Genomic DNA, 19,454 nt, shown 5'->3' with positions numbered 1-19,454 from the left:
ACGAGGATAACGAGTTGCCTGACGGCTTGGTTTTCGCCCTGCTGGGCGAGTCACTTTTTCTTGTCTGGCCAAGAAAAAGTAACCAAAAAGAAGACCACCCGGCATCCGAACTAGGCGTCCCCGGTTTGCTTCGCAAAACTTCCCTCCCTCCGGCGTTGCTCCGGGGGCCGTCGCGAAGGGACGTCCCTGTCCCTTCGCTCCTCGCTCGGCGTCCTGCCTCGCGCCCCCCTACGCAACGCCTACGCTCGGCCTCCTGACGGGGAATGGGGTCCGAGTAGGCCTGTAGGTTTTCGGTCGCGATCTTTCGCTTTTTCTGGCGCGCATGGCCATGCGACTTCACGCGCCCCGGGATCAAACCTTCAATACCCGCCTCAGCAGGAGCTGCCTCACCGGCACCACCGCTCGCTCCTGCGCCAGCACGCACACCACGATGCACAATCCCAGATACAGCGGATAGAAGGCCGGCGTCAGCGCCAGTTCCCCCGCCTGAGCCACGCAATCGGCCCAGTCCTCGAAGCATTCGGCCGATACCGCCCCGAGCAGCTTCTCCGAGCGCGAGAAGAGGATGAACACCGGCACATGCAGCACGAACAGCGGCAACGAGGCCGCGCCCAGGCGCTGTGACCAGCCGACCACTGCGGCACTGCGTGGCGTGGCGATCAGCGCGCAGAGCCAGACCAGCGCCAGTTGCGCCGGAAGCAGCAGGCCGTTGTGCAACAGGAAATACCAGTAGCGTTCGCCCTTGAGCAGCCACACCGTGGCCAGAAAGCTCGCCAGCACGAAGGCCCCCAGTGCCAGCCGTGCTGCGATGCCGAGTTGCCCGCCGGCCGCTCGCCATTCGCGGAACAGCCCGCAGAGCAGAATGCCGGCTAGAAATTCCGGCAGCCGCAGCAGCGGCATGCGGTGCAGCATGCCGGTGACGGGAATGCCGTAGGCATCCTGCTGGATTGCCCACAGCGGCGGCAGCAGGTAGAGCGCGGCGATTGCCAGCAGCCACCAGCCCTTGTGGCGCAGGCGCATCAGGCGCGGTGCCAGCAGCGGGAAGCACAGGTAGAAGAAGAACAGCGTGGAGATCGACCACAGCGGCGGGTTGAACGTCAGGTACAGCGGGTTCCAGGCATGCAGCATCAGCAGCTGCAGAATGAAGTTGAACGCCAGCTCGCGGTTGTTCATGAAGTACTCGAGGGCGTCGCGGGCCTCGCCGCTGAGCTCCTCGTTGGTGTCGTAGACCACATAGCGCAGGCTCGCCTTGGCGTCGTCCGGCGGAATGCCTAGCTTGGCGATGATGGTCAGCACGATGGCCGTCAGCAGCAGCGAGAACAGGTGCAGCGGGTAGAGGTTGGCCAGGCGTTTGCCGAGGAAATGCCGCGCCGGCTCGCGCAGTTCGCCCTGCCGACAATAGACGTGCGCCAGCAGAAAGCCGGAGAGGACGAAGAAGCTGCTGGTGGCGAAGAAGCCGACGCCGGCCAGCTCCGAGAGCCAGGTCGGCTCGTCCTCGACGTAGGCGTGCACGGTATGGAACAGCACGACATAGATGGCCAGCAGAAAGCGCAGCCACTCCAGTCCGATGAAATGTTCGGTGCGCGCCACTGCTCCACTCCTGCGTCGGTTGATAGTCATCGGACTCGCATCGACGCCAGCGGTTGCGCTGCACCGGTAATCGGGACCCGGCGCACGCCCGCCAGCGCCGGTGGTCGATAGGTGGGGAATGCACCATTCGATCCGGAGGCCCATGTTGTTGCCCGCCCAGCTTCGTTCACCGTTCGCCGCTCTGTGTCTGCTGCTGATCACGCTGTCGCTCGCCCAGCGCGCCGTGGCGCAGGACAGCATCGAATGGAGCGGCCCGTTCCTGGCCCGCCTGGCGCAGGTGGACAGGCAGACACCGGGGCAACTGGGCGTCTACGTCAAGGACATGCAGACCGGCATCTCGGTCTCCTACCACGGCGAAGACGCCTGGTACCTGGCCTCGACGGTCAAGGTGCCGATTGCCATCGCGGTGATGCGCCGTGTCGAGCAGGACGATTTGACGCTGGACAGCCCGGTGACCCTGCTTGCCAGCGACTATGTCGACGGTGCCGGCCCGACCAACAGCCATGCGCCGGGCAAGGCGCTGAGCGTGCGCTATCTGCTGGACCAGATGCTGATCCACAGCGACAACACCGCCAGCGACATGCTGATCAGGCTGGTCGGCATCGAGCAGGTCAATGCGGTCACCCGCGAGCTGGTGCCCGAGGGCTTCGGGCCGATCACCACCCTGGCCGATGTGCGACGGCTGATCTACGGCGAACTGCATCCGGCGGCGCGCACCCTGTCCGGTAAGGATTTTCTCGCCCTCAAGCGGCAGCCGAACGACGCCGGCCGCCTGGCCTTGCTGCCGCGGCTGATCGGCGTGGAGCGCAGCGCGCTGGTGCCCATTAGCCTCGGCGAGGCCTACGAGCGTTACTACGCCACGCCGTTCAACTCCGGCACGCTGAAGGCCTATGGCGATCTGCTCTCGGCACTCGATGCCGGCACCGCGCTGGGGCCGGCAAGCACCGAGTACCTGCTGAGCGTGATGCGCCGGGTCGAGACCGGCGGGCGGCGAATCAAGGCTGGCCTGCCGTCCGGCACCGGCTTCGCGCACAAGACCGGCACCCAGCGCGCGCGCATCTGCGATGCCGGGCTGGTGGACCAGCCAGGCGCGGCGGACTCGACGTCCCAGCGCCTGATCATTGTCGCCTGCGTGCGCGGGGTGGCCTCCACCACCCAGGCCGAGCGGGCATTGCGTGGCACCGGCGAGGCCGTCGCTGCAGCGGGGTTGATTCGAAGATGAGCAGATTGATCGCGTTGGGCGCACTGCTGTTGCCACTGGCCGGCCTGACGGCCTGCACCGAACAGGCCGAGGCGACCTGGAAGGATGGGCTGGAGCAGGAGCTGCGCCGCGTCGACGAGGCGTCGCCAGGCAAGCTCGGCGTGTACATCAAGCATCTGGGCGAGGACGCCGAGCTGCGCTACGACGCCGAGCGCTTCTGGTACCTCGGCTCGGCAGTGAAGGTGCCGATCGCTCTGGCCGTGCTGCAGGGCGTCGACGATGACGAGTTTCGCCTCGATCAGCGGCTGACGCTGGAGGCGGAGGACAAGGTGGACGGCTCCGGCGATCTGGTCTGGCAGGACAACGGCGTCGATTACTCGCTGCGCGATCTGCTCAAGGAAATGCTCATCGAAAGCGACAACACGGCCGCCAACATGCTGATCCGCCTGGTCGGCGAGGATGCGCTCAACCAGCGCACCCGCAAGAGCATGGGCGGTGACTTCGAGGCCATCACCAGCTTTACCCAGGTGCGGCGCGACGTATACGGCGAGGTACATCCCGATGCCGCCCGGCTGGACAACATGCAGCTGGTGGAGCTGGCCTCAGCGCCGTTCAGCAAGCCGCGTTATGAGGCGCTGGCGCGGGTACTCAATCTGCAGCAGGACGAGTTGAAGGCGGCAAGCATGGAGCAGGCCTACGAGCGCTACTACGCCCGCCAGCTCAACTCCAGCAGCCTGGTGGCCTACGGCACGATGCTGGAAAAACTGGTGCGCGGGGAGTTGCTGTCGGCCGAGAGCCGCGATCTGCTGTACGGCTTCATGAAGCTCGATTCCTATGACAACTACCGGCTCGAGGCCGGGCTGCCGGAGGACGTGCCCTTCATCCAGAAGACCGGCACGCAGCTGGAACGCGCCTGCCATGTGGGCGTGATCGAGCCGCAGGACGAGCGCCGTGCGATCGTCGTGGTGGCCTGTGCCGAAGGCCTGGACGAAGGCAAGGAAGCCGGCAGCCTGTTCGAACAGGTCGGCCAGGCGATCAGCAAGGCATTGCTGAGCGAGGCGCCGCCGAACTGAGCCGCGCCCGCAGCAAGGGCAAGCCCGGCGGTTGGTCATTCGTTGGCGTTGCCGGTCGGCAGCAAACCTCGTTCGGCGAACACCGTCTTGACGGTGTGCATGCCATTGAGTGCCGCCGGGAAGCCCGCATAAACCGCCATCTGGATGACCACTTCGACGATCTGCTCCGGCGTGCAGCCGACATTCAGCGCGCCGTGAACGTGCACCGCCAACTGCGGTTGGCAGTGGCCGAGCGCGGTGAGCGCCGCCACGGTCGCCAGCTCGCGCTGGGGGAGGTCCAGGCCGGGGCGCTGATAGATGTCGCCGAAGGGAAACTCGATCACGTAGCGGGCCAGGTCCGGTGCGATGGCTTGCAGGCTGTCGATGACCTTGCGCCCGGCTTCGCCGTCAATTTCTTCGAGCTTGGCCAGGCCGTCTGTGTAGCGGGTCGATGCAGACATGGAGCGTTCCTCTCAATAGGTCAGAGGAAAGCCTGCGGGTTGGAGTCAGCTCCAGGTCAAGCGGAAGTTTGCTGGCGATACAGGGCGATCTTCGCGCGCAACGCGTCGAGATGATCATGGTCGCGCTGGATGCGTTCCTGCAGCCGCGCCGCATGTTCTTCGAGCAGCGCCTGGCGCGCCGCCAGCGTGGTATCGCCGCATTCGCGCAGATCGGCATAGCGGATGATGTCGTCCAGCGCCATTCCGGTGTCTTTCAGGCGCAGGATGAAGCCGATCCACTCCAGGTCGCGTGGGCCATAGACGCGAAAGCCGCTGGAATCCCGAGCGACCTGTCGCAGCAGGCCGATCTTCTCGTAATAGCGCAGCGTGTCGGCGGACAGCCCGGTACGCGCGGCGAACTGCCGGATGCTCAGGCGGACCGGCACCTCGTTCATGCCTTGATCGACCGCAGAACGACGAATTTCGGCGTGGCGGCGACCTGCTCGGCATTGCCGAACAGACGCTTGAGCTTGAGGTGATAGCCGAGGTGGCGATTGCCGACGATCCACAGCTCGCCGCCCTTGGTCAGTGCCGCCTTGGCCTGGGTGAACATGCGCCAGGCGAGGAAATCGCCGACCACCTGCTGCTGGTGGAACGGCGGATTGCACAGCACCAGATCCAGCGAGCCGGGCGACTGTTCGGCCAGGCCGTCGCCGGCGCGGATATCGGCCGGGCGCTCGCCGAGGATCGCCTGCCAGTTCTCGCGCGCCGACTGCACCGCCATGTAGCTCTCGTCCACCAGGGTCAGCTCCGCCTGCGGGTTACCCAGCGCGTAGACGATGCCGAGCACGCCGTTGCCGCAGCCGAGGTCGGCGACACGTAGCGCGCCGAGCGCCTTGGGCAGATGCGGCAGAAAGGCACGCGTGCCGATGTCCAGCCCTTCGCGACAGAACAGGTTGGCGTGGTTTAGCAGTTCCAGTTTTGGCTGGTCGAGCTGATAACGGGTCGGGTAGGGCGACCGCGGTACCGGTTTCGCGCTTGGCGTGGCGCTGAGCAGGCGGGCCTTCTTTACCGCCAGCGAAGCCTGCACCGGGCCGATGTACTGCTCCAGCAGATCGCCGGCGGCACGCGGCAGGTGCTTGATCATCGCCGCCGCGATCACCTGCGCGCCGGGCGCCAGCTGGTCGTGCAGACGGATCAGCTGTTCTTCCAGCAGGGCTAGGGTCTTCGGTACGCGAATCAGCACCCGGTCGAACGGGCCCTCGGAGACCTCGCTGGCGGGAACGAAACGCACGCGTTCGGCCGGCAGGTCGTTGCGTGCCAGGTTTTTCTGCAGGGCCAGATGGGCCAGATGCGAATCGCCGCTGCTGGTCACTTCGACATGCGCGGCCAGCGCGCAGGCCAGCGCACCGAAGCTGTCATTGAGAATCAGCACCCGCGTGGCGGCCGGCAGACGCTGTTCATGCAACGTGGCGAGCACGTATTCGTCGGCGGCGTCGAAGGCCTGCAACGGCTCGTTGGGCTGCTCCGGCTGGCGGATCAGGTCGAGGCTGGCGTACGGGGTGTCGAGAATAGGCATGAGAACTGGCGGTGTTTGTGGGCGTCGGAAAGGAGTATCAAGAGTTCACGGGGCGCCACGTAAGTGTCCACTGATGCTCGGAGGGAGCGAAGTATGACCGCCAGCGAAGAGAAGTTCACCCGCCAGCGCCTGCTCGAGGTGCAGACGCTGACGCCCAACCTGTTCACCCTGCGCACCAGCCGCGACCCCGGCTTTCGTTTCACCGCCGGGCAGTTCGCCCGCCTCGGCGTGCGCAAGCCCAGCGGCTGTATCGTCTGGCGTGCCTACTCCATGGTATCGGCGCCGCACGACGAGTTTCTCGATTTCTTCTCCATCGTGGTGCCGGACGGCGAATTCACCAGTGAGCTGAGCCGGCTCGAGGTGGGCGACGAGTTGCTGGTGGACAAGCAGGCCTTCGGCTTCCTGACGCTGGATCGCTTTCCCGATGGTCGTGACCTCTGGCTGCTGGCCACCGGCACCGGGATCGCCCCGTTTCTGTCGATCCTGCAGGACTTCGAGGCCTGGCAGCGCTTCGAGCGCATCATTCTCGTCTACAGCGTGCGCGAAGCCCGCGAACTGGCCTATCAGCAGCTGATCGCCGAACTGCCTCAGCGCGACTACCTGGAAGGTCTGGGCGAGAAGCTGCTGTATCTGCCGGTAGTCACGCGCGAACGGGTGCCCGGCGCGCTGCATGGGCGCATCACCACGCTGATCGAGAACGGCGAACTGGAGCGCGCCGCGGATCTGCAGCTGACGCCTGAGCATTCGCGGATCATGCTCTGCGGCAACCCGCAGATGATCGAGGACACCCGTGCGGTACTGAAAGCCCGTGATCTGAACCTGGCGATGACCCGCAGGCCCGGTCAGGTGGCAGTGGAGAACTACTGGTAGTCGATTGCCGCGGAGGCCCCGCAAAGCAGAAGCCCCCGCCGGACGATCCGACGGGGGCTTTGTCTTTCTGGCCGAGGCTTGCCGGTCGGCGCAGCCGTTACACGACGCCCTGGGCCAGCATGGCGTCGGCGACCTTGACGAAGCCGGCGATGTTGGCGCCCTTGACGTAGTTGATCCGGCCGTTTTCCTCGCCGTGGGCGACGCAGGCGTGGTGGATCGACTGCATGATGCCGTGCAGCTTGGTGTCCACCTCACCAGCGGTCCAGTGCAGGCGCATGGCGTTCTGGCTCATCTCCAGGCCGCTACAGGCCACACCACCGGCGTTGGAGGCCTTGCCCGGGGCATAGAGGATGCCGGCCTCGAGGAACAGGTCCACGGCTTCCAGGGTCGACGGCATGTTGGCGCCCTCGGCCACGCAGATGCAGCCGTTCTTCAGCAGCGCGCGGGCGTCTTCGCCGTCCAGCTCGTTCTGCGTGGCGCAGGGCAGGGCGATATCGCACGGCAGGCTCCAGGGACGCTGGTCGGCCATGTAGGTCACGCCGAACTGCGTGCCCATCTCTTCCAGGCGACCGCGACGGACGTTCTTCAGATCCATCAGATAGGCCCACTGCTCGGCGGTCAGGCCATCCGGGAAGTGCAGCGTGCCGCCGGAGTCCGACAGCGAGACGACGCGGCCGCCCAGCTCCATGACTTTCTGCGCGGCGTACTGCGCGACGTTGCCGGAGCCGGAGATCGCCACGCGCTTGCCATCGAAGCTGCTGTGGGTGCTCTTGAGCATTTCCTCGGCGAAATACACGCAGCCGTAGCCGGTGGCTTCCGGGCGGATCAGGCTGCCGCCGTAGGGCAGGCCCTTGCCGGTCAGTACCGAGGTGAACTGGTTGGACAGGCGCTTGTACTGGCCGAACAGGAAACCGATCTCGCGGCCGCCAACGCCGATGTCACCGGCTGGCACGTCGAGGTCGGCGCCGATGTGGCGGTACAGCTCGCTCATGAAGGACTGGCAGAAGCGCATCACTTCGTTGTCGCTCTTGCCCTTCGGGTTGAAGTCCGAGCCGCCCTTGCCGCCGCCCATGGGCAGCGAGGTGAGGGAGTTCTTGAAGACCTGCTCGAAGGCGAGAAACTTGAGTACGCCGATGTTTACCGACGGGTGGAAGCGCAGGCCGCCCTTGTATGGGCCGATGGCGCTGTTCATCTGGATGCGGAAACCGCGGTTGACCTGGACGCGACCCTGATCGTCGACCCACGGCACGCGGAAGATGATGGCGCGCTCCGGCTCCACCATGCGTTCGATGATGCCGGCCTGCATGTAGTGCGGGTGGGCTTCGAGGAATGGCCAGAGGCTGCGAACCACTTCTTCCACCGCCTGGTGGAATTCGGGTTGGTGGGGGTCGCGTTGCTTCAGTCGGGCGAGAAAGGCATCAACGGTTTCGATCATCAGTAGGCCCTCGGCGACCGCTTGTTGGCAGTCATTGATAATTTTTTTGGCGGGCGACTGTAACAAACCTGATTTGCACCGCGGAAGTGCGATGTGGCTAGAGGGTGCCTTTATGCGGTGCGCGGCGTGCGGCCGGCGGATGGTGATGCTTTGCGCGTATCGCTTGTCTGGTGCGCCTTTCAAGGGAAGTCCGAGAAAGATTTCCCTGCCGCTGTCCTGCTTTGCGCCGAAATGTCGCATCGAATGCATCGTTTTTGTGCGGGTGGCGGGCGAAGCGGTCAGTCCGCCAGCTCGCACCGGTTGCGACCGCTGCGCTTGGCCCGCAGCAGGGCGAGATCGGCACGGTTGATGGTGTTCGAATAGGTTTCCTCGGGGCGCAGTTCGGCGATGCCCATGCTGGCGGTGACCCCGAGCAGATCCTCGTTCACCCGTACGCCCAGTGCCGCGATGCTCGCGCCCAGGCGGCCCAGGACGGTCTGCGCCATCTGTGCGGTGCACTCTGGCATCAGGATCAGGAACTCCTCGCCGCCCCAACGGCCGCACAGGTCGTGCTCGCGGATTTCCGACTCCATCACCCGTACCACCTCGATCAGCACCCGGTCGCCGACATCGTGGCCGTAGTCATCGTTGATGATCTTGAAGCGGTCGATGTCGAGCATGACCAGCGCCAGCGGGCGTCCGTAGCGCTTGGCCCGCTCGCTTTCCTCGCGCAGGCGTTCGGTGAGCAGGCGGCGGTTGGCGATGCCGGTCAGCGAGTCCAGCATCGAGGCTTCGCGTAGCGAGGCGTTGAGATCCTGCATCATCGCCTGGTAGCGATCGGAGATGCGCGCAACCTTCTCCAGCTGGCGCAGCTGCTTGTCGAAGCGCGCCGCCAGGCTCAGTTCACGCTCGCGGGCAATGCTCTGGTAGCCGTCGGAGACGCGGGCGATTCGCTCGATGCGCCCGAGCAGATCGTGGTGGGCGCTCCACAGCTGGCTCAGGGCTTCCTTGAGTGGATGCCCTTCGAACTGTGGATCGGCGAGAAGGCTGGCTACTTCTTGCTCTAACGGTGATGGCCCGCGCATATCGACCTTCTGTCAGTCGTGACTCAGGATGGAGAACGGAAAGGTGCAGTCCTCCTTGAACTCTTCGGCCAGCTCGACCACGCGCTCGTTGCGGACGTCGTAGTACCAGTTGACCGCCACCTGGCGGCCATCCTGGAAGGCGGCCTCTAGCAGGTCGAAGATGTCCATCATCGCCTTGATGCTGCTGGTATTGAGGTACAGCAGGCGCAGTTCGAGGCTGAGCGGGTGGCTGGCCTGGCCCAGGAAGCGTTCGATCCACTCGTAGACCTGATGGAACAGTTCGTAGGAATTCTCCGGGTAGGAATCGCCCTGCATCGAAACGATGCCTTTTTCCCAGTCGGACTGGATAGCGGGAGTGGACTGGCTGCCGGGGATGGAAAAGTCGTTCATGGGGATGCTCTTGGGATTCAGATGACGGCGCTCAGGCTGATGAAGGAAAGTTCGCCGGAGACCGGCTGCAGCGAAGCCTTGAGCGGTTCGCTGGACTTGCGGGCGATATCGATCAGGCCCAGCCCTGCGCCGGTGGCCACGTGTTCGTCGCGTGGCTTGCGCAGTTGCTCCTTGTACAGAGCCTTCAGTTCGGCTTTGTCTTTCTTCGCCAGTTCCGCGACAGCGTTGAGCAATACCTGACCGTCGGCGGTTTCGATGAGATTGCCTGCCGAGACGACATAGCGGCCCTGGTCATCACGGGAAACCACCACGGTGGCGCCGGCCTGCTGATCGGACCAGTTCTTCTCGCGGGTGTAGTGGCGGATGTTCTGCGTCATTTCGATGTACACGGCGAACACGTCCATCGCCGAGGATGGATGTGCCTGCTCTTCGGCCATGTAGTTGCGCAGCGCGTTGCCGATTTCTTCGATCAGGCTGCGTGAGATGGGGCCGTTGAAGCACAGCATGATCTGTTGCTGGTTGTAGCATTCGCGCATCGCGAACATATCAATGGGGGCCATGGCCAACTCCCTGTCTCAATCGAAACGGAAACATAACATCGTGATGTCGTCGCGCTGCGGAAATTCTCCCTGGTAGCGCGCCAGTGCGAGGCTGAAGGCTTCGCCCTGTTCAGCCAGTGGACGCCTTGCATGCTCACGGATCATGCTGGCGAAGCGGCTATTGCCGAAGCCGTAGCCCTGGTCGCCGCCGGCCTGGTCGAGGAATCCGTCGGTGGTCATGTAGAAGGACCGGCCTGACCGCAGGTCGATACTGGTGTTGTGGTACTCGCCGACGCGCTTGTCGCCGATCGCCCGGCGTGCCGCCTTGACCTCGTGAACGTCCTCGCCGTCACAGTAGTACAGAGCGATCTTCGCGCCGGAATAATGCACCTTGCGCCGCTTGAGATCGACATAGGCCAGGCCGATGTCCATGTTGGTGGCCAGCGCGTGGGCATCATCCTCTTCCTTGAGCATGCTGCGCACGATGGCGTCGGTACGCGCCAGCGCCGCGGCCGGATCGGCCAGGCCGGTGCTGCCGAGTGCCTGATCGATCGCGGCATGGGCCAGCATGGTCATCAGGGCGCCGGGTACGCCATGGCCGGCGCAGTCGACCACGCCAAACAGACAGCCGTGGTTGTCGGCGCGATAGACATAGAAGTCACCACCAACGACATCGCGCGGCCGCCACAGCACCGCATGGCGATCGCCCATGGCGCTGACCAGCTGCCGGTTCGGCAGGATCGAGCGCTGGATGAGGCTGGCGTAATCGATGGAGTCGTCGATCTTCTTGTGTGCCGCGGCCATGTCCCGGTTGGCCTGTTCCAGGTCGCGGGTGCGCTCGCGTACGCGGTTCTCCAGCTCGCTGGTGTGGCTGCGCACCTTCTGTGCCATGGCGCCGAAGGCTGCACTGAGCTCGCCGATCTCATCCTGGCGATGCAGCGGCAGCGGCGCGTCGTACTGCCCGGCCGCCAGCGCCTGGGCGCTGCGGCGTAGCTGGCGCAGCGGCTTGAGCACGCGCTTCTCCACCAGCCAGGCGCCACCGCCGATCAGCAGCAGGAACAGCACGAGGAACAGTCCGATGGCCGGCAGCAGCGGACGCACCTCGACCACCTGCGCGGTGCTCAGGTCGACGGCGCTGGCGACGAACCACTGCAGTTCCGGAATCCAGCTCAGCGCCAGCAACCGCGGGGCGCCATCCAGCGTGACCCGAACGGTCGCTACGCTGCCGGGACTGTCGCGGCTTTCGGCCATGGCCTGGCGTACCGCCGACGCTGCGCTGAGGTCGTCAAGCAGGCCGAGGATATTGGTGGACAGCGAGCGCCCCCGTGCCGTCTCGGCATTCAGGGTGACGAGGTTCTGGTTGGGGTGGACCAGGATGGAGCCGAAGGCGTCGAGCACCATCGACTCGACACCGACCTTGTTGGACTCGATGAAGTCGTCGAGGAAAGCCTGCAGACCGATGCCCGAGCCGACCAGCCCGAGGCGCCGATCGCCATCTCGTACCTGCACGTTGAACCAGACCTTGAGTTCGCCGGTGACCACCGAGCGGTCGACGTTGAGTGCGTAGGGGGCATTGGCCTGGAGCGTCTGAAAAAACCACTCGTCGCGGGGATTGTCCGGGCTCATTTCATAGCGCGGCGTCTCGCTGGGCGCCTGGTCGGGCCCGTTGGAATAGTAGCTGTTGCTGCGTGCCGACGCGGCAAAGTAGGCGTGATCGCCCAGGGCTTGCTGGTAACCGGCAGCTTCCTTGAAAAAGGTCTCGCGCTTGGTCGGATTACGCTCATCGTTGAGCCAGGCAAGGGTCAATTGCGACGCGGCGAGGCGCTGGGCGAGTGCGAGCTCGCGAGACACCGGCGCGAACAGGCGTTCGCGGTTGAGTTGCACCACGTTGCGTGCATAGGCTTCGCCGAAGCGGTTCTGCACGCCGAGCAGCGCCTCGCGGCCGATGAAGCCTGCGAACACGAAGGCCAGCAGGCAGGTAAGCAACAAGGCCAGCAGTGATTTGCCGCGCAATCCCAGGGCTGCCATGCGAAATTCCTTCCTGTCACGAAGTCGTGGCGCGGTAGACGATTGCCGGCCGTGGGTCAGAGTGGGCGGCAATTATCCGGCATAAGGCGTTTTGCTACTAGTCGATTGTCGTGTTTCTGACGCAGGAACGGAGCCGATTGGCTCCGTTCCTGTGTGCATACCGACTTACTGCGCCAGTTTCTTGTACTTGACGCGGTGGGGCTGGGACGCGGCATCGCCGAGGCGCTTCTTGCGATCGGCCTCGTATTCGGTGTAGTTGCCCTCGAAGAACACCACACTGCCATCGTCCTCGTAGGAGAGGATATGAGTGGCGACCCGATCGAGGAACCAGCGGTCGTGGGAGATCACGATGGCGGCGCCGGGGAAGTCCAGCAGTGCCTCTTCCAGCGAGCGCAGGGTTTCCACGTCGAGGTCGTTGGACGGTTCGTCGAGCAGCAGCACGTTGGCACCCTGCTTGAGGGTCAGCGCCAGGTGCAGGCGGCCACGCTCACCACCGGACAGATCCTTGACGAACTTCTGCTGGTCGCCGCCCTTGAAGTTGAAGCGGCCGACGTAGCCGCGCGACGGCACCTCGTAGTTGCCGATCTTGATCATGTCGAGTCCGTCGGACACCGCTTCCCACACGGTCTTGCTGCCGTCCAGGTCGTCGCGGCTCTGATCCACGCAGGCCAGCTGCACGGTATCGCCGATCTCGATGCTGCCCGAATCCGGGGTTTCCTTGCCCATGATCATCCGGAACAGGGTCGACTTACCGGCGCCGTTACCACCGATCACGCCGACGATGGCGCCCTTGGGCATGCTGAAGCTCAAGTCGTCGATCAGCACGCGGTCGCCGTAGCCCTTGGTCACGTTCTTGAACTCGATGACCTTGTCGCCCAGGCGCGGGCCGGCCGGGATGTAGATTTCGTTGGTCTCGGCGCGCTTTTGGAATTCCTGCGACTGCATCTCCTCGAAGCGCTGCAGGCGGGCCTTGGACTTGGCCTGGCGGGCCTTGGCGCCCTTGCGCACCCACTCCAGCTCTTCCTTCATGGCTTTTTCGTGGGCCGACTGCTGCTTGGACTCCTGGGCCAGACGCTCGGACTTGGCTTCCAGCCAGCCGGAGTAGTTACCCTCGTACGGGATGCCGGCGCCGCGGTCGAGCTCGAGAATCCAGCCGGCGACGTTGTCGAGGAAGTAGCGGTCGTGGGTGATGGCCACTACGGTGCCCGGGAAGTCATGGAGGAACCGCTCCAGCCAGGCGACCGAGTCGGCGTCCAGGTGGTTGGTCGGTTCGTCCAGCAGCAGCATGTCGGGAGCCGACAGCAGCAGACGACACAGCGCCACGCGACGCTTCTCTCCGCCGGAGAGGTGCTCGACCTTGGCGTCCCACGGCGGCAGGCGCAGGGCATCGGCGGCGACTTCCAGCTGGCGCTCCAGGTTGTGACCGTCGGACGCTTGCAGGATGGCCTCCAGCTTGGCCTGCTCGGCAGCCAGGGCATCGAAATCGGCGTCCGGCTCGGCGTAGGCGGCGTACACCTGATCCAGGCGCGCCTGGGCGTCCTTGATCTGGCTGACGGCTTCTTCCACCACATCGCGAACGGTCTTGCTCGGGTCGAGCTGCGGCTCCTGTGGCAGGTAGCCGACATTGATCCCCGGCATGGCGCGGGCTTCGCCGTCGAACTCGGTGTCGACGCCGGCCATGATGCGCAGCAGGGTGGACTTACCGGCGCCGTTCAGGCCGAGCACGCCGATCTTGGCGCCAGGGAAGAACGACAGGGAAATGTTCTTGAGGATCTCACGCTTCGGCGGAACGACCTTGCTCAGCCGGTGCATGGTGTAGACGTATTGAGCCATGGAAACAGATGCCCGTGACAGTGGTGATGGATGCCGCCCCGGAGCCCGCGAGGGCCAGGAAAAAGGGAGGCATGTAAAGGGCGCAAAGCTACCCGAATGCACCGGTCAGGGCAAACCGCCGCAGCGCCGCGGCTGCGGCTCCGGGGCGCCTGCTGCTCATCTTGTACATGACTATCGCTCATACCCGCCGCCGGCCGGATGAGGTAGAATCCGCGCCTCTCTTTTTATACCGCCAGCTGATCTCAGAGGACTGCCATGTTCAGCCGTGATTTGACCCTCGCCCGTTTCGACGCCGATCTCTTCGCTGCCATGCAGCAGGAAGCCAAGCGTCAGGAAGACCACATCGAGCTGATCGCCTCGGAGAACTACACCAGCCCGGCGGTGATGGAAGCCCAGGGTTCGGTGCTGACCAACAAGTACGCCGAAGGCTACCCGGGCAAGCGCTACTACGGCGGTTGCGAGTACGTCGACGTGGTCGAGCAGCTGGCCATCGATCGCGCCAAGCAGCTGTTCGGCGCCGACTACGCCAACGTCCAGCCGCACGCCGGCTCCCAGGCCAACGCCGCGGTCTACCTGGCCCTGCTCAGTGCGGGCGACACCATCCTCGGCATGAGCCTGGCCCACGGTGGTCACCTGACCCACGGTGCCAGCGTGTCCTCCTCCGGCAAGCTGTACAACGCCGTGCAGTACGGCATCAATGATCAAGGCCTGATCGACTACGACGAGGTCGAGCGCCTGGCCGTCGAGCACAAGCCGAAGATGATCGTCGCCGGTTTCTCGGCCTATTCCCAGAAGCTGGACTTTGCCCGCTTCCGCGAGATCGCCGACAAGGTCGGTGCCTATCTCTTCGTCGACATGGCTCACGTGGCCGGTCTGGTCGCCGCCGGCGTCTACCCGAACCCGGTGCCCTTCGCCGACGTGGTCACCACCACTACCCACAAGACCCTGCGCGGCCCGCGCGGCGGCCTGATCCTGGCCAAGAAGAACGAGGAGATCGAGAAGAAGCTCAACTCCGCAGTCTTCCCGGGCGCCCAGGGCGGCCCGCTGGAGCACGTGATCGCGGCCAAGGCGGTGTGCTTCAAGGAAGCCCTGCAGCCCGAGTTCAAGGCTTACCAGCAGCAGGTAGTGAAAAACGCCCAAGCCATGGCCGAAGTATTCATCCAGCGCGGTTTCGACGTGGTTTCCGGCGGCACCCAGAACCACCTGTTCCTGCTCTCGCTGATCAAGCAGGACATCACTGGCAAGGACGCGGACGCCGCCCTGGGTCGCGCCCACATCACCGTGAACAAGAACAGCGTGCCGAACGATCCGCGTTCGCCGTTCGTCACTTCCGGTCTGCGTATCGGTACGCCGGCCGTCACCACCCGCGGTTTCGGCGAGACCGAGTGCCGCGAGCTGGCCGGCTGGATCTGCGACATCCTCGATAACATGGGCGACGAGTCGGTGATCGACGCGGTCCGCGGCAAGGTCGAGGCGGTCTGCGCCAAGTTCCCGGTGTACGGCAACTAAGCTCGTCCAGATGCAAACGGAAAGCCCGCGCAAGCGGGCTTTCTGCTTTCTGGCGCCAGCAACTGCTGATGGCTTGATCCCGGTCGTCGCTGCGGGCTTGTGCCGCGCTAGACTCCGCTTACCGCTCATCGGAGTTCTGGCATGTTCAAAAACGCCACTGGCGTGATCCTCCCGCCACCGCTTATCTACCTGTTGTTCCTGGCTGCCGCCTGGTTGCTCGACGCGATGCTGCCCATCGCGATGCCGCAGACGCTCTGGACGCGCTACATCGGTTGGGGATTGATCGATGCCGGCGTGCTGTTGATGCTCTGGGCCGGGTTGTTGATGCTCTGGCGCAAGACCACGGTCAATCCCTACGGCAAGCCCGCGAAATTGCTGGAGGAGGGGCCGTTCCGCTTTTCGCGCAATCCCATCTACCTGGCCGACAGCCTGATCTACGGCGGCATCGCCTTGCTCTGGGGCTCGCTGTGGCCATGGCTGCTGCTGCCCCTGGTGATCCTGACCATGCAGCGCGGGGTGATCGTGCACGAAGAGCGATTGCTAGGGCAGCTGTTCGGCGATGACTATCGGGCCTACTGCACGCGCGTCCGCCGCTGGTTGTGACGACGACTTCAGCTGGCGCTGTCCTATAGTGAACCCAGACCTAGCGGAGTAATGCCATGAGTGATTCGTCCAGTGAGCGCCGGCGCTTTCAGCGCATCGAGTTCGACGCTGCCACCGAGCTGGTTCAGGGCGAGCGCCGCTGGCCGGTCGAACTGCATGACCTGTCGCTCAAAGGTCTGCTGGTCCGCCGTCCGGCGGGCTGGAGCGCCGACGCCGGGCAGCCGTTCGAGGCGCGGGTTCGGCTGTCCGACGATGCCGAGGTGCGCATGGAGGTGACGATGAGCCACGAGGAGGGCGAGCTGATCGGTTTCGCCTGCCAGCACATCGACCTCGACTCCATTGCCCACTTGCGCCGTCTGGTGGAGCTCAATCTCGGCGACGAAGCGCTGCTGGAGCGCGAACTGGCCGCGCTCGGCGAGGCCTGACGGCTATTCGAAGAGCGCGTCGAGCGCCTGTTCCAAACGCGTCACCGCGATGATCTGCAGGCCCGCCGGCGCCTCTTTCGGCGCGTTGCCCTTGGGCACGATGGCGCGCTTGAAGCCATGCTTGGCGGCCTCCTTCAGGCGCTCCTGACCGCTCGGTACCGGGCGGATCTCTCCGGACAGTCCCACTTCGCCGAACACCAGAAGGTCGGTATCCAGGGGCCGGTTGCGCAGGCTGGAGATCACCGCAGCCATCAGCGCCAGATCCGCCGCGGTTTCCAGCACTTTCACGCCGCCTACCACGTTGATGAACACGTCCTGGTCATAGGTCGGGATGCTGCCATGGCGATGCAGCACGGCCAGCAGCATGGCCAGGCGGTTCTGGTCCAGGCCCAGGGTGACGCGCCGCGGGTTGGCCAGGTGGCTGGTATCGACCAACGCCTGCACTTCCACCAGCATCGGCCGGGTGCCTTCCCAGGTGGCCATCACCACGCTACCGGGCACCGCCTCCTGAGCACGGGTGAGAAAGATCGCCGAGGGGTTGGTGACCTCCTTGAGGCCCTTGTCGGTCATGCCGAATACGCCCAGCTCGTTGACCGCGCCGAAGCGGTTCTTCACCGCCCGCAGCAGGCGCAGACGGCCATCGGACTCGCCCTCGAAATAGAGCACCGTGTCGACCATATGCTCGAGCACGCGCGGCCCGGCCAAGGCACCTTCCTTGGTGACGTGGCCGACGAGGAAGATCGCCGTGCCGCTCTGCTTGGCAAAGCGCACCAGCAGCGCCGCGCTCTCGCGGACCTGGGCCACGCCGCCAGGTGCCGACTGCAGCTGCTCGGTAAAGATGGTCTGGATCGAGTCGATGACCATGACCTTGGGCTTCTCGGCGCGGGCGGTGGCGATGATCGATTCGATGCAGGTCTCGGTCATCACCTTGAGCCGGTCCTGCGGCAGGTCCAGGCGGCGGGCGCGCATGGCGACCTGTTGCTGCGATTCCTCTCCGGTGACATACAGCGCCGGGAAGCGCTGAGCGATGGCGCAGAGCGTCTGCAGGAGGATCGTGGACTTGCCGATGCCCGGGTCGCCGCCGATCAGCACCACCGAGCCGTCCACCAGGCCACCGCCGAGCACGCGGTCCAGCTCGCCGGAGGCGGTGGAGAAGCGCGGCACTTCCTCGACGCTGACTTCGGCCAGGGTCTTGATGTTGGCCTGGTCACCGGCCCAGCCGGCGCGTCCCGAGGCGGCTGGGGTGGCCTCGACGACGGTTTCCACCAGCGTATTCCACGCGCCGCAATCGCCGCACTGGCCGGCCCACTTGGGGAAGGTCGAGCCGCATTCGGTGCAGCCATACATGCGCTTGGCCTTGGCCATGGGAAACTCCGGGTCGGAAAAGGGGTGTCGCATGATAACGGCTGACTTGATTGGCATCAGCCACAAGCGGAAGCGGAGCAGCCAGACTGTAAACAAATCGAGCAGGAGTGCGTGCCATGCGACATCTGTTGTTTCTGCATCTGCTGGGTGCGACCGTCTGGGTTGGCGGCCATCTGGTGCTATTGCTGGGCGTGCTGCCCAGGGCCATGCGCCAGCGCGATCCGCAGCCGGTACGCCAGTTCGAGCAGCTTTACGAACGCATCGGCATTCCGGCGCTGCTGATCCAGATCATCACCGGCTTCTGGCTGGCGAGCCTCTGGCTACCCCACGGGCAGTGGTTCGATACCACACCGATCGCTCGGCTGGTGCAGGCCAAGCTGGTGCTGCTCGGTTTGACCGCGCTGCTCGGCGCCCATGCGCGGCTGGCGTTGATTCCGAAGCTGGACGGGCAACGCCTGCCGCAGCTGGGCCTGCACATCGTGCTGATCACGCTGACCGCGGTGGCGTTCGTCTGGGTCGGCTCGGGCTTTCGTTTCGGCGGCCTGTTCTAGCCGAAGGTGAAAATAGAAAGCCCGCCGAATGGCGGGCTTTTTCCGTTTCGCTGGAGCTTAGCCGCAGCAACCGCCGCAGCAGCTGCCGGAGGCGCGCCGGAGGTCGCGGGCGATGTCGTCCTTGAGGGTCACGCGTTCCTGCTTGAGGGCGGTGAGCGCGGCGTCGTCGAGGGTTTCGACGCCGTCCTCGATGCGGCAGATGCGCTTGTCCAGCGCTTCGTACTCCTCGGCCTTGCGGGCGAAGAGCGGGTCTTCCTGGCGCAACCGCTGCAGTTCTTCGCGCTTTTCAGGGAAATCCTTGATCAGGGGATGGTGTTCGACGTGCATGGAAATCGCTCCGGGTGTCAGGAAGGGCTCTACCTTATTCGCCCGTCCGGCAGAACCGGTTGACGGCGATCAAGCGAACCTCACTGGCAATCCTCGGTCGATGAAAGGCGCATCGGTGTGGTCAGTCGTGGCCGGCCCGCCTATGCTCTACGACGGTGCTCCGCGAGGTAGCGCACCGTTGCAGGCCAGCCCGCCACTACCAGAAGGATGAAGCGAATTATGAGTCTGATCAGCGAATTCAAAGCGTTCGCCGTGCGCGGTAACGTCGTCGACATGGCGGTGGGGATCATCATCGGCGCCGCGTTCGGCAAGATCGTGTCGTCGTTCGTGGATGGCGTCGTGATGCCGCCGCTGGGGTTGCTGATCGGAGGTGTGGATTTCTCCGATCTGGCGATCGTGCTCAAGGAGGCGGCAGGGGATGCACCGGCCGTGCTGCTGCGCTACGGCGCGTTCATTCAGACGGTGGTGGATTTTCTGATCATCGCCTTTGCCATCTTCATGGCGATCAAGGCCATCAATCACCTCAAGCGCAAGGAGGCCGAAGCGCCATCCGCACCGCCGGCTCCCAGCAAGGAAGAACTCTTGCTGAGCGAGATTCGGGACCTGCTCAAGGAGCAGCGGCGCGGTTGAGCGCCGCCGAGGTCCGCTCCCGG

At 64.8% G+C, this 19,454-nt stretch carries 20 protein-coding genes; 8 read left to right on the top strand and 12 right to left on the bottom strand.

Annotation, left to right across the window (positions count from 1 at the left end):
* Nucleotides 1-351: 351 nt before the first annotated feature.
* The gene (locus tag VF716_RS18470; RefSeq protein ID WP_239330134.1) at nucleotides 352-1,590 is read right to left on the bottom strand and encodes an acyltransferase family protein; all 1,239 of its coding nucleotides are present in this window, start codon (nucleotides 1,588-1,590) and stop codon (nucleotides 352-354) included.
* A gap of 142 nt (nucleotides 1,591-1,732) precedes the next feature.
* On the opposite strand from VF716_RS18470, the gene VF716_RS18465 reads away from it, so the two are divergent.
* Both VF716_RS18465 and VF716_RS18460 read left to right on the top strand, forming a co-directional pair.
* Entirely contained in the window at nucleotides 1,733-2,812 is a 1,080-nt protein-coding gene (locus tag VF716_RS18465; RefSeq protein ID WP_014595867.1) for a serine hydrolase, read from the top strand.
* A complete protein-coding gene (locus VF716_RS18460) occupies nucleotides 2,809-3,864 on the top strand; it encodes a serine hydrolase (protein ID WP_026006582.1) in 1,056 nt (351 codons plus the stop codon). Before VF716_RS18465 ends, VF716_RS18460 begins: the two co-directional genes overlap by 4 nt.
* Nucleotides 3,865-3,899: 35 nt before the next feature.
* On the opposite strand, the gene VF716_RS18455 is transcribed toward VF716_RS18460, so the two are convergent.
* From VF716_RS18455 to VF716_RS18445, 3 genes are read right to left on the bottom strand one after another with little or no spacing between them, the layout of a single operon-like run.
* The gene (locus tag VF716_RS18455) at nucleotides 3,900-4,304 is read right to left on the bottom strand and encodes a carboxymuconolactone decarboxylase family protein (protein ID WP_014595869.1); all 405 of its coding nucleotides are present in this window, start codon (nucleotides 4,302-4,304) and stop codon (nucleotides 3,900-3,902) included.
* Between the two features lie 56 nt (nucleotides 4,305-4,360).
* Nucleotides 4,361-4,738 carry a MerR family transcriptional regulator gene (locus tag VF716_RS18450; RefSeq protein WP_014595870.1) on the bottom strand — a complete coding sequence of 126 codons (378 nt, stop codon included), beginning with the start codon at nucleotides 4,736-4,738 and terminating at the stop codon, nucleotides 4,361-4,363.
* Nucleotides 4,735-5,862 carry a methyltransferase gene (locus VF716_RS18445; RefSeq protein WP_014595871.1) on the bottom strand — a complete coding sequence of 376 codons (1,128 nt, stop codon included), beginning with the start codon at nucleotides 5,860-5,862 and terminating at the stop codon, nucleotides 4,735-4,737. The genes VF716_RS18450 and VF716_RS18445 overlap by 4 nt, the downstream gene beginning before the upstream one ends.
* 93 nt (nucleotides 5,863-5,955) lie before the next feature.
* Between VF716_RS18445 and VF716_RS18440 the strand changes: the two genes are divergently transcribed.
* The gene (locus VF716_RS18440) at nucleotides 5,956-6,732 is read left to right on the top strand and encodes a ferredoxin--NADP reductase (protein WP_014595872.1); all 777 of its coding nucleotides are present in this window, start codon (nucleotides 5,956-5,958) and stop codon (nucleotides 6,730-6,732) included.
* A 97-nt stretch (nucleotides 6,733-6,829) separates the two neighbouring features.
* Here VF716_RS18440 and gdhA read toward each other — a convergent pair whose 3' ends face one another.
* From gdhA to ettA, 6 genes are all read right to left on the bottom strand, one after another.
* Nucleotides 6,830-8,167, bottom strand: coding sequence for an NADP-specific glutamate dehydrogenase (gdhA, locus tag VF716_RS18435; RefSeq protein ID WP_043942112.1), 1,338 nt, complete (start codon nucleotides 8,165-8,167; stop codon nucleotides 6,830-6,832).
* A gap of 278 nt (nucleotides 8,168-8,445) precedes the next feature.
* Nucleotides 8,446-9,231 (bottom strand): biofilm regulation diguanylate cyclase SiaD, encoded by a 786-nt coding sequence (gene siaD / locus VF716_RS18430; RefSeq protein WP_014595874.1) that lies wholly within the window; start codon nucleotides 9,229-9,231, stop codon nucleotides 8,446-8,448.
* 12 nt (nucleotides 9,232-9,243) lie between these two features.
* Complete coding sequence (gene siaC, locus VF716_RS18425; protein WP_014595875.1) at nucleotides 9,244-9,621, bottom strand: biofilm regulation phosphoprotein SiaC; 378 nt, start codon at nucleotides 9,619-9,621, stop codon at nucleotides 9,244-9,246.
* 17 nt (nucleotides 9,622-9,638) lie between these two features.
* Nucleotides 9,639-10,181, bottom strand: a complete 543-nt coding sequence (gene siaB / locus VF716_RS18420) for a biofilm regulation protein kinase SiaB (protein WP_014595876.1) — start codon at nucleotides 10,179-10,181, stop codon at nucleotides 9,639-9,641.
* 15 nt (nucleotides 10,182-10,196) lie between these two features.
* Nucleotides 10,197-12,188 carry a biofilm regulation protein phosphatase SiaA gene (gene siaA, locus VF716_RS18415; RefSeq protein WP_125866560.1) on the bottom strand — a complete coding sequence of 664 codons (1,992 nt, stop codon included), beginning with the start codon at nucleotides 12,186-12,188 and terminating at the stop codon, nucleotides 10,197-10,199.
* A 165-nt stretch (nucleotides 12,189-12,353) separates the two neighbouring features.
* Nucleotides 12,354-14,021, bottom strand: a complete 1,668-nt coding sequence (gene ettA / locus VF716_RS18410) for an energy-dependent translational throttle protein EttA (RefSeq protein ID WP_017245363.1) — start codon at nucleotides 14,019-14,021, stop codon at nucleotides 12,354-12,356.
* 255 nt (nucleotides 14,022-14,276) lie between these two features.
* Here ettA and glyA point away from each other — a divergent pair, with 255 nt between their 5' ends.
* The 3 genes from glyA (at nucleotide 14,277) to VF716_RS18395 (ending at nucleotide 16,558) form a co-directional block, all read left to right on the top strand.
* Nucleotides 14,277-15,530, top strand: coding sequence for a serine hydroxymethyltransferase (gene glyA, locus VF716_RS18405; RefSeq protein WP_013981842.1), 1,254 nt, complete (start codon nucleotides 14,277-14,279; stop codon nucleotides 15,528-15,530).
* A gap of 141 nt (nucleotides 15,531-15,671) precedes the next feature.
* Entirely contained in the window at nucleotides 15,672-16,133 is a 462-nt protein-coding gene (locus VF716_RS18400) for a methyltransferase family protein (protein WP_279641295.1), read from the top strand.
* A gap of 56 nt (nucleotides 16,134-16,189) precedes the next feature.
* On the top strand, nucleotides 16,190-16,558 hold the full coding sequence (locus VF716_RS18395) for a PilZ domain-containing protein (RefSeq protein WP_013981844.1): 369 nt from the start codon (nucleotides 16,190-16,192) through the stop codon (nucleotides 16,556-16,558).
* 3 nt (nucleotides 16,559-16,561) lie between these two features.
* Here the strand turns inward: VF716_RS18395 and radA are convergent, their stop codons facing one another.
* Nucleotides 16,562-17,923, bottom strand: a complete 1,362-nt coding sequence (gene radA, locus VF716_RS18390; protein ID WP_011912133.1) for a DNA repair protein RadA — start codon at nucleotides 17,921-17,923, stop codon at nucleotides 16,562-16,564.
* Between the two features lie 116 nt (nucleotides 17,924-18,039).
* Here radA and VF716_RS18385 point away from each other — a divergent pair, with 116 nt between their 5' ends.
* Nucleotides 18,040-18,474, top strand: a complete 435-nt coding sequence (locus VF716_RS18385; protein ID WP_011912134.1) for a CopD family protein — start codon at nucleotides 18,040-18,042, stop codon at nucleotides 18,472-18,474.
* Nucleotides 18,475-18,531: 57 nt separating this feature from the next.
* On the opposite strand, the gene VF716_RS18380 is transcribed toward VF716_RS18385, so the two are convergent.
* Nucleotides 18,532-18,801, bottom strand: a complete 270-nt coding sequence (locus tag VF716_RS18380) for a YdcH family protein (RefSeq protein ID WP_125842175.1) — start codon at nucleotides 18,799-18,801, stop codon at nucleotides 18,532-18,534.
* Between the two features lie 219 nt (nucleotides 18,802-19,020).
* Between VF716_RS18380 and mscL the strand changes: the two genes are divergently transcribed.
* Nucleotides 19,021-19,431, top strand: a complete 411-nt coding sequence (gene mscL, locus VF716_RS18375) for a large-conductance mechanosensitive channel protein MscL (RefSeq protein ID WP_014595898.1) — start codon at nucleotides 19,021-19,023, stop codon at nucleotides 19,429-19,431.
* The last annotated feature ends 23 nt before the right edge of the window (nucleotides 19,432-19,454 follow it).

Source organism: Stutzerimonas sp. Brlt_14 (assembly GCF_051948915.1).
Lineage (GTDB): Bacteria > Pseudomonadota > Gammaproteobacteria > Pseudomonadales > Pseudomonadaceae > Stutzerimonas > Stutzerimonas stutzeri.
Note: the sequence above shows the minus strand (reverse complement) of the source record. Positions and strands in the feature narration are given on the sequence as shown.

Excerpts from the sequence above, each read along its gene's own strand:
- VF716_RS18380 (WP_125842175.1), bottom strand. The coding sequence starts at position 18,801 with ATGCACGTCGAACACCATCCCCTGATCAAGGATTTCCCTGAAAAGCGC.
- VF716_RS18460 (WP_026006582.1), top strand. The coding sequence starts at position 2,809 with ATGAGCAGATTGATCGCGTTGGGCGCACTGCTGTTGCCACTGGCCGGC.
- VF716_RS18440 (WP_014595872.1), top strand. The coding sequence starts at position 5,956 with ATGACCGCCAGCGAAGAGAAGTTCACCCGCCAGCGCCTGCTCGAGGTG.
- VF716_RS18455 (WP_014595869.1), bottom strand. The coding sequence starts at position 4,304 with ATGTCTGCATCGACCCGCTACACAGACGGCCTGGCCAAGCTCGAAGAA.
- VF716_RS18450 (WP_014595870.1), bottom strand. The coding sequence starts at position 4,738 with ATGAACGAGGTGCCGGTCCGCCTGAGCATCCGGCAGTTCGCCGCGCGT.
- ettA (WP_017245363.1), bottom strand. The coding sequence starts at position 14,021 with ATGGCTCAATACGTCTACACCATGCACCGGCTGAGCAAGGTCGTTCCG.
- radA (WP_011912133.1), bottom strand. The coding sequence starts at position 17,923 with ATGGCCAAGGCCAAGCGCATGTATGGCTGCACCGAATGCGGCTCGACC.
- VF716_RS18445 (WP_014595871.1), bottom strand. The coding sequence starts at position 5,862 with ATGCCTATTCTCGACACCCCGTACGCCAGCCTCGACCTGATCCGCCAG.
- mscL (WP_014595898.1), top strand. The coding sequence starts at position 19,021 with ATGAGTCTGATCAGCGAATTCAAAGCGTTCGCCGTGCGCGGTAACGTC.
- siaD (WP_014595874.1), bottom strand. The coding sequence starts at position 9,231 with ATGCGCGGGCCATCACCGTTAGAGCAAGAAGTAGCCAGCCTTCTCGCC.
- siaC (WP_014595875.1), bottom strand. The coding sequence starts at position 9,621 with ATGAACGACTTTTCCATCCCCGGCAGCCAGTCCACTCCCGCTATCCAG.
- siaA (WP_125866560.1), bottom strand. The coding sequence starts at position 12,188 with ATGGCAGCCCTGGGATTGCGCGGCAAATCACTGCTGGCCTTGTTGCTT.
- VF716_RS18400 (WP_279641295.1), top strand. The coding sequence starts at position 15,672 with ATGTTCAAAAACGCCACTGGCGTGATCCTCCCGCCACCGCTTATCTAC.
- VF716_RS18465 (WP_014595867.1), top strand. The coding sequence starts at position 1,733 with ATGTTGTTGCCCGCCCAGCTTCGTTCACCGTTCGCCGCTCTGTGTCTG.
- siaB (WP_014595876.1), bottom strand. The coding sequence starts at position 10,181 with ATGGCCCCCATTGATATGTTCGCGATGCGCGAATGCTACAACCAGCAA.
- VF716_RS18385 (WP_011912134.1), top strand. The coding sequence starts at position 18,040 with ATGCGACATCTGTTGTTTCTGCATCTGCTGGGTGCGACCGTCTGGGTT.
- VF716_RS18395 (WP_013981844.1), top strand. The coding sequence starts at position 16,190 with ATGAGTGATTCGTCCAGTGAGCGCCGGCGCTTTCAGCGCATCGAGTTC.
- glyA (WP_013981842.1), top strand. The coding sequence starts at position 14,277 with ATGTTCAGCCGTGATTTGACCCTCGCCCGTTTCGACGCCGATCTCTTC.
- gdhA (WP_043942112.1), bottom strand. The coding sequence starts at position 8,167 with ATGATCGAAACCGTTGATGCCTTTCTCGCCCGACTGAAGCAACGCGAC.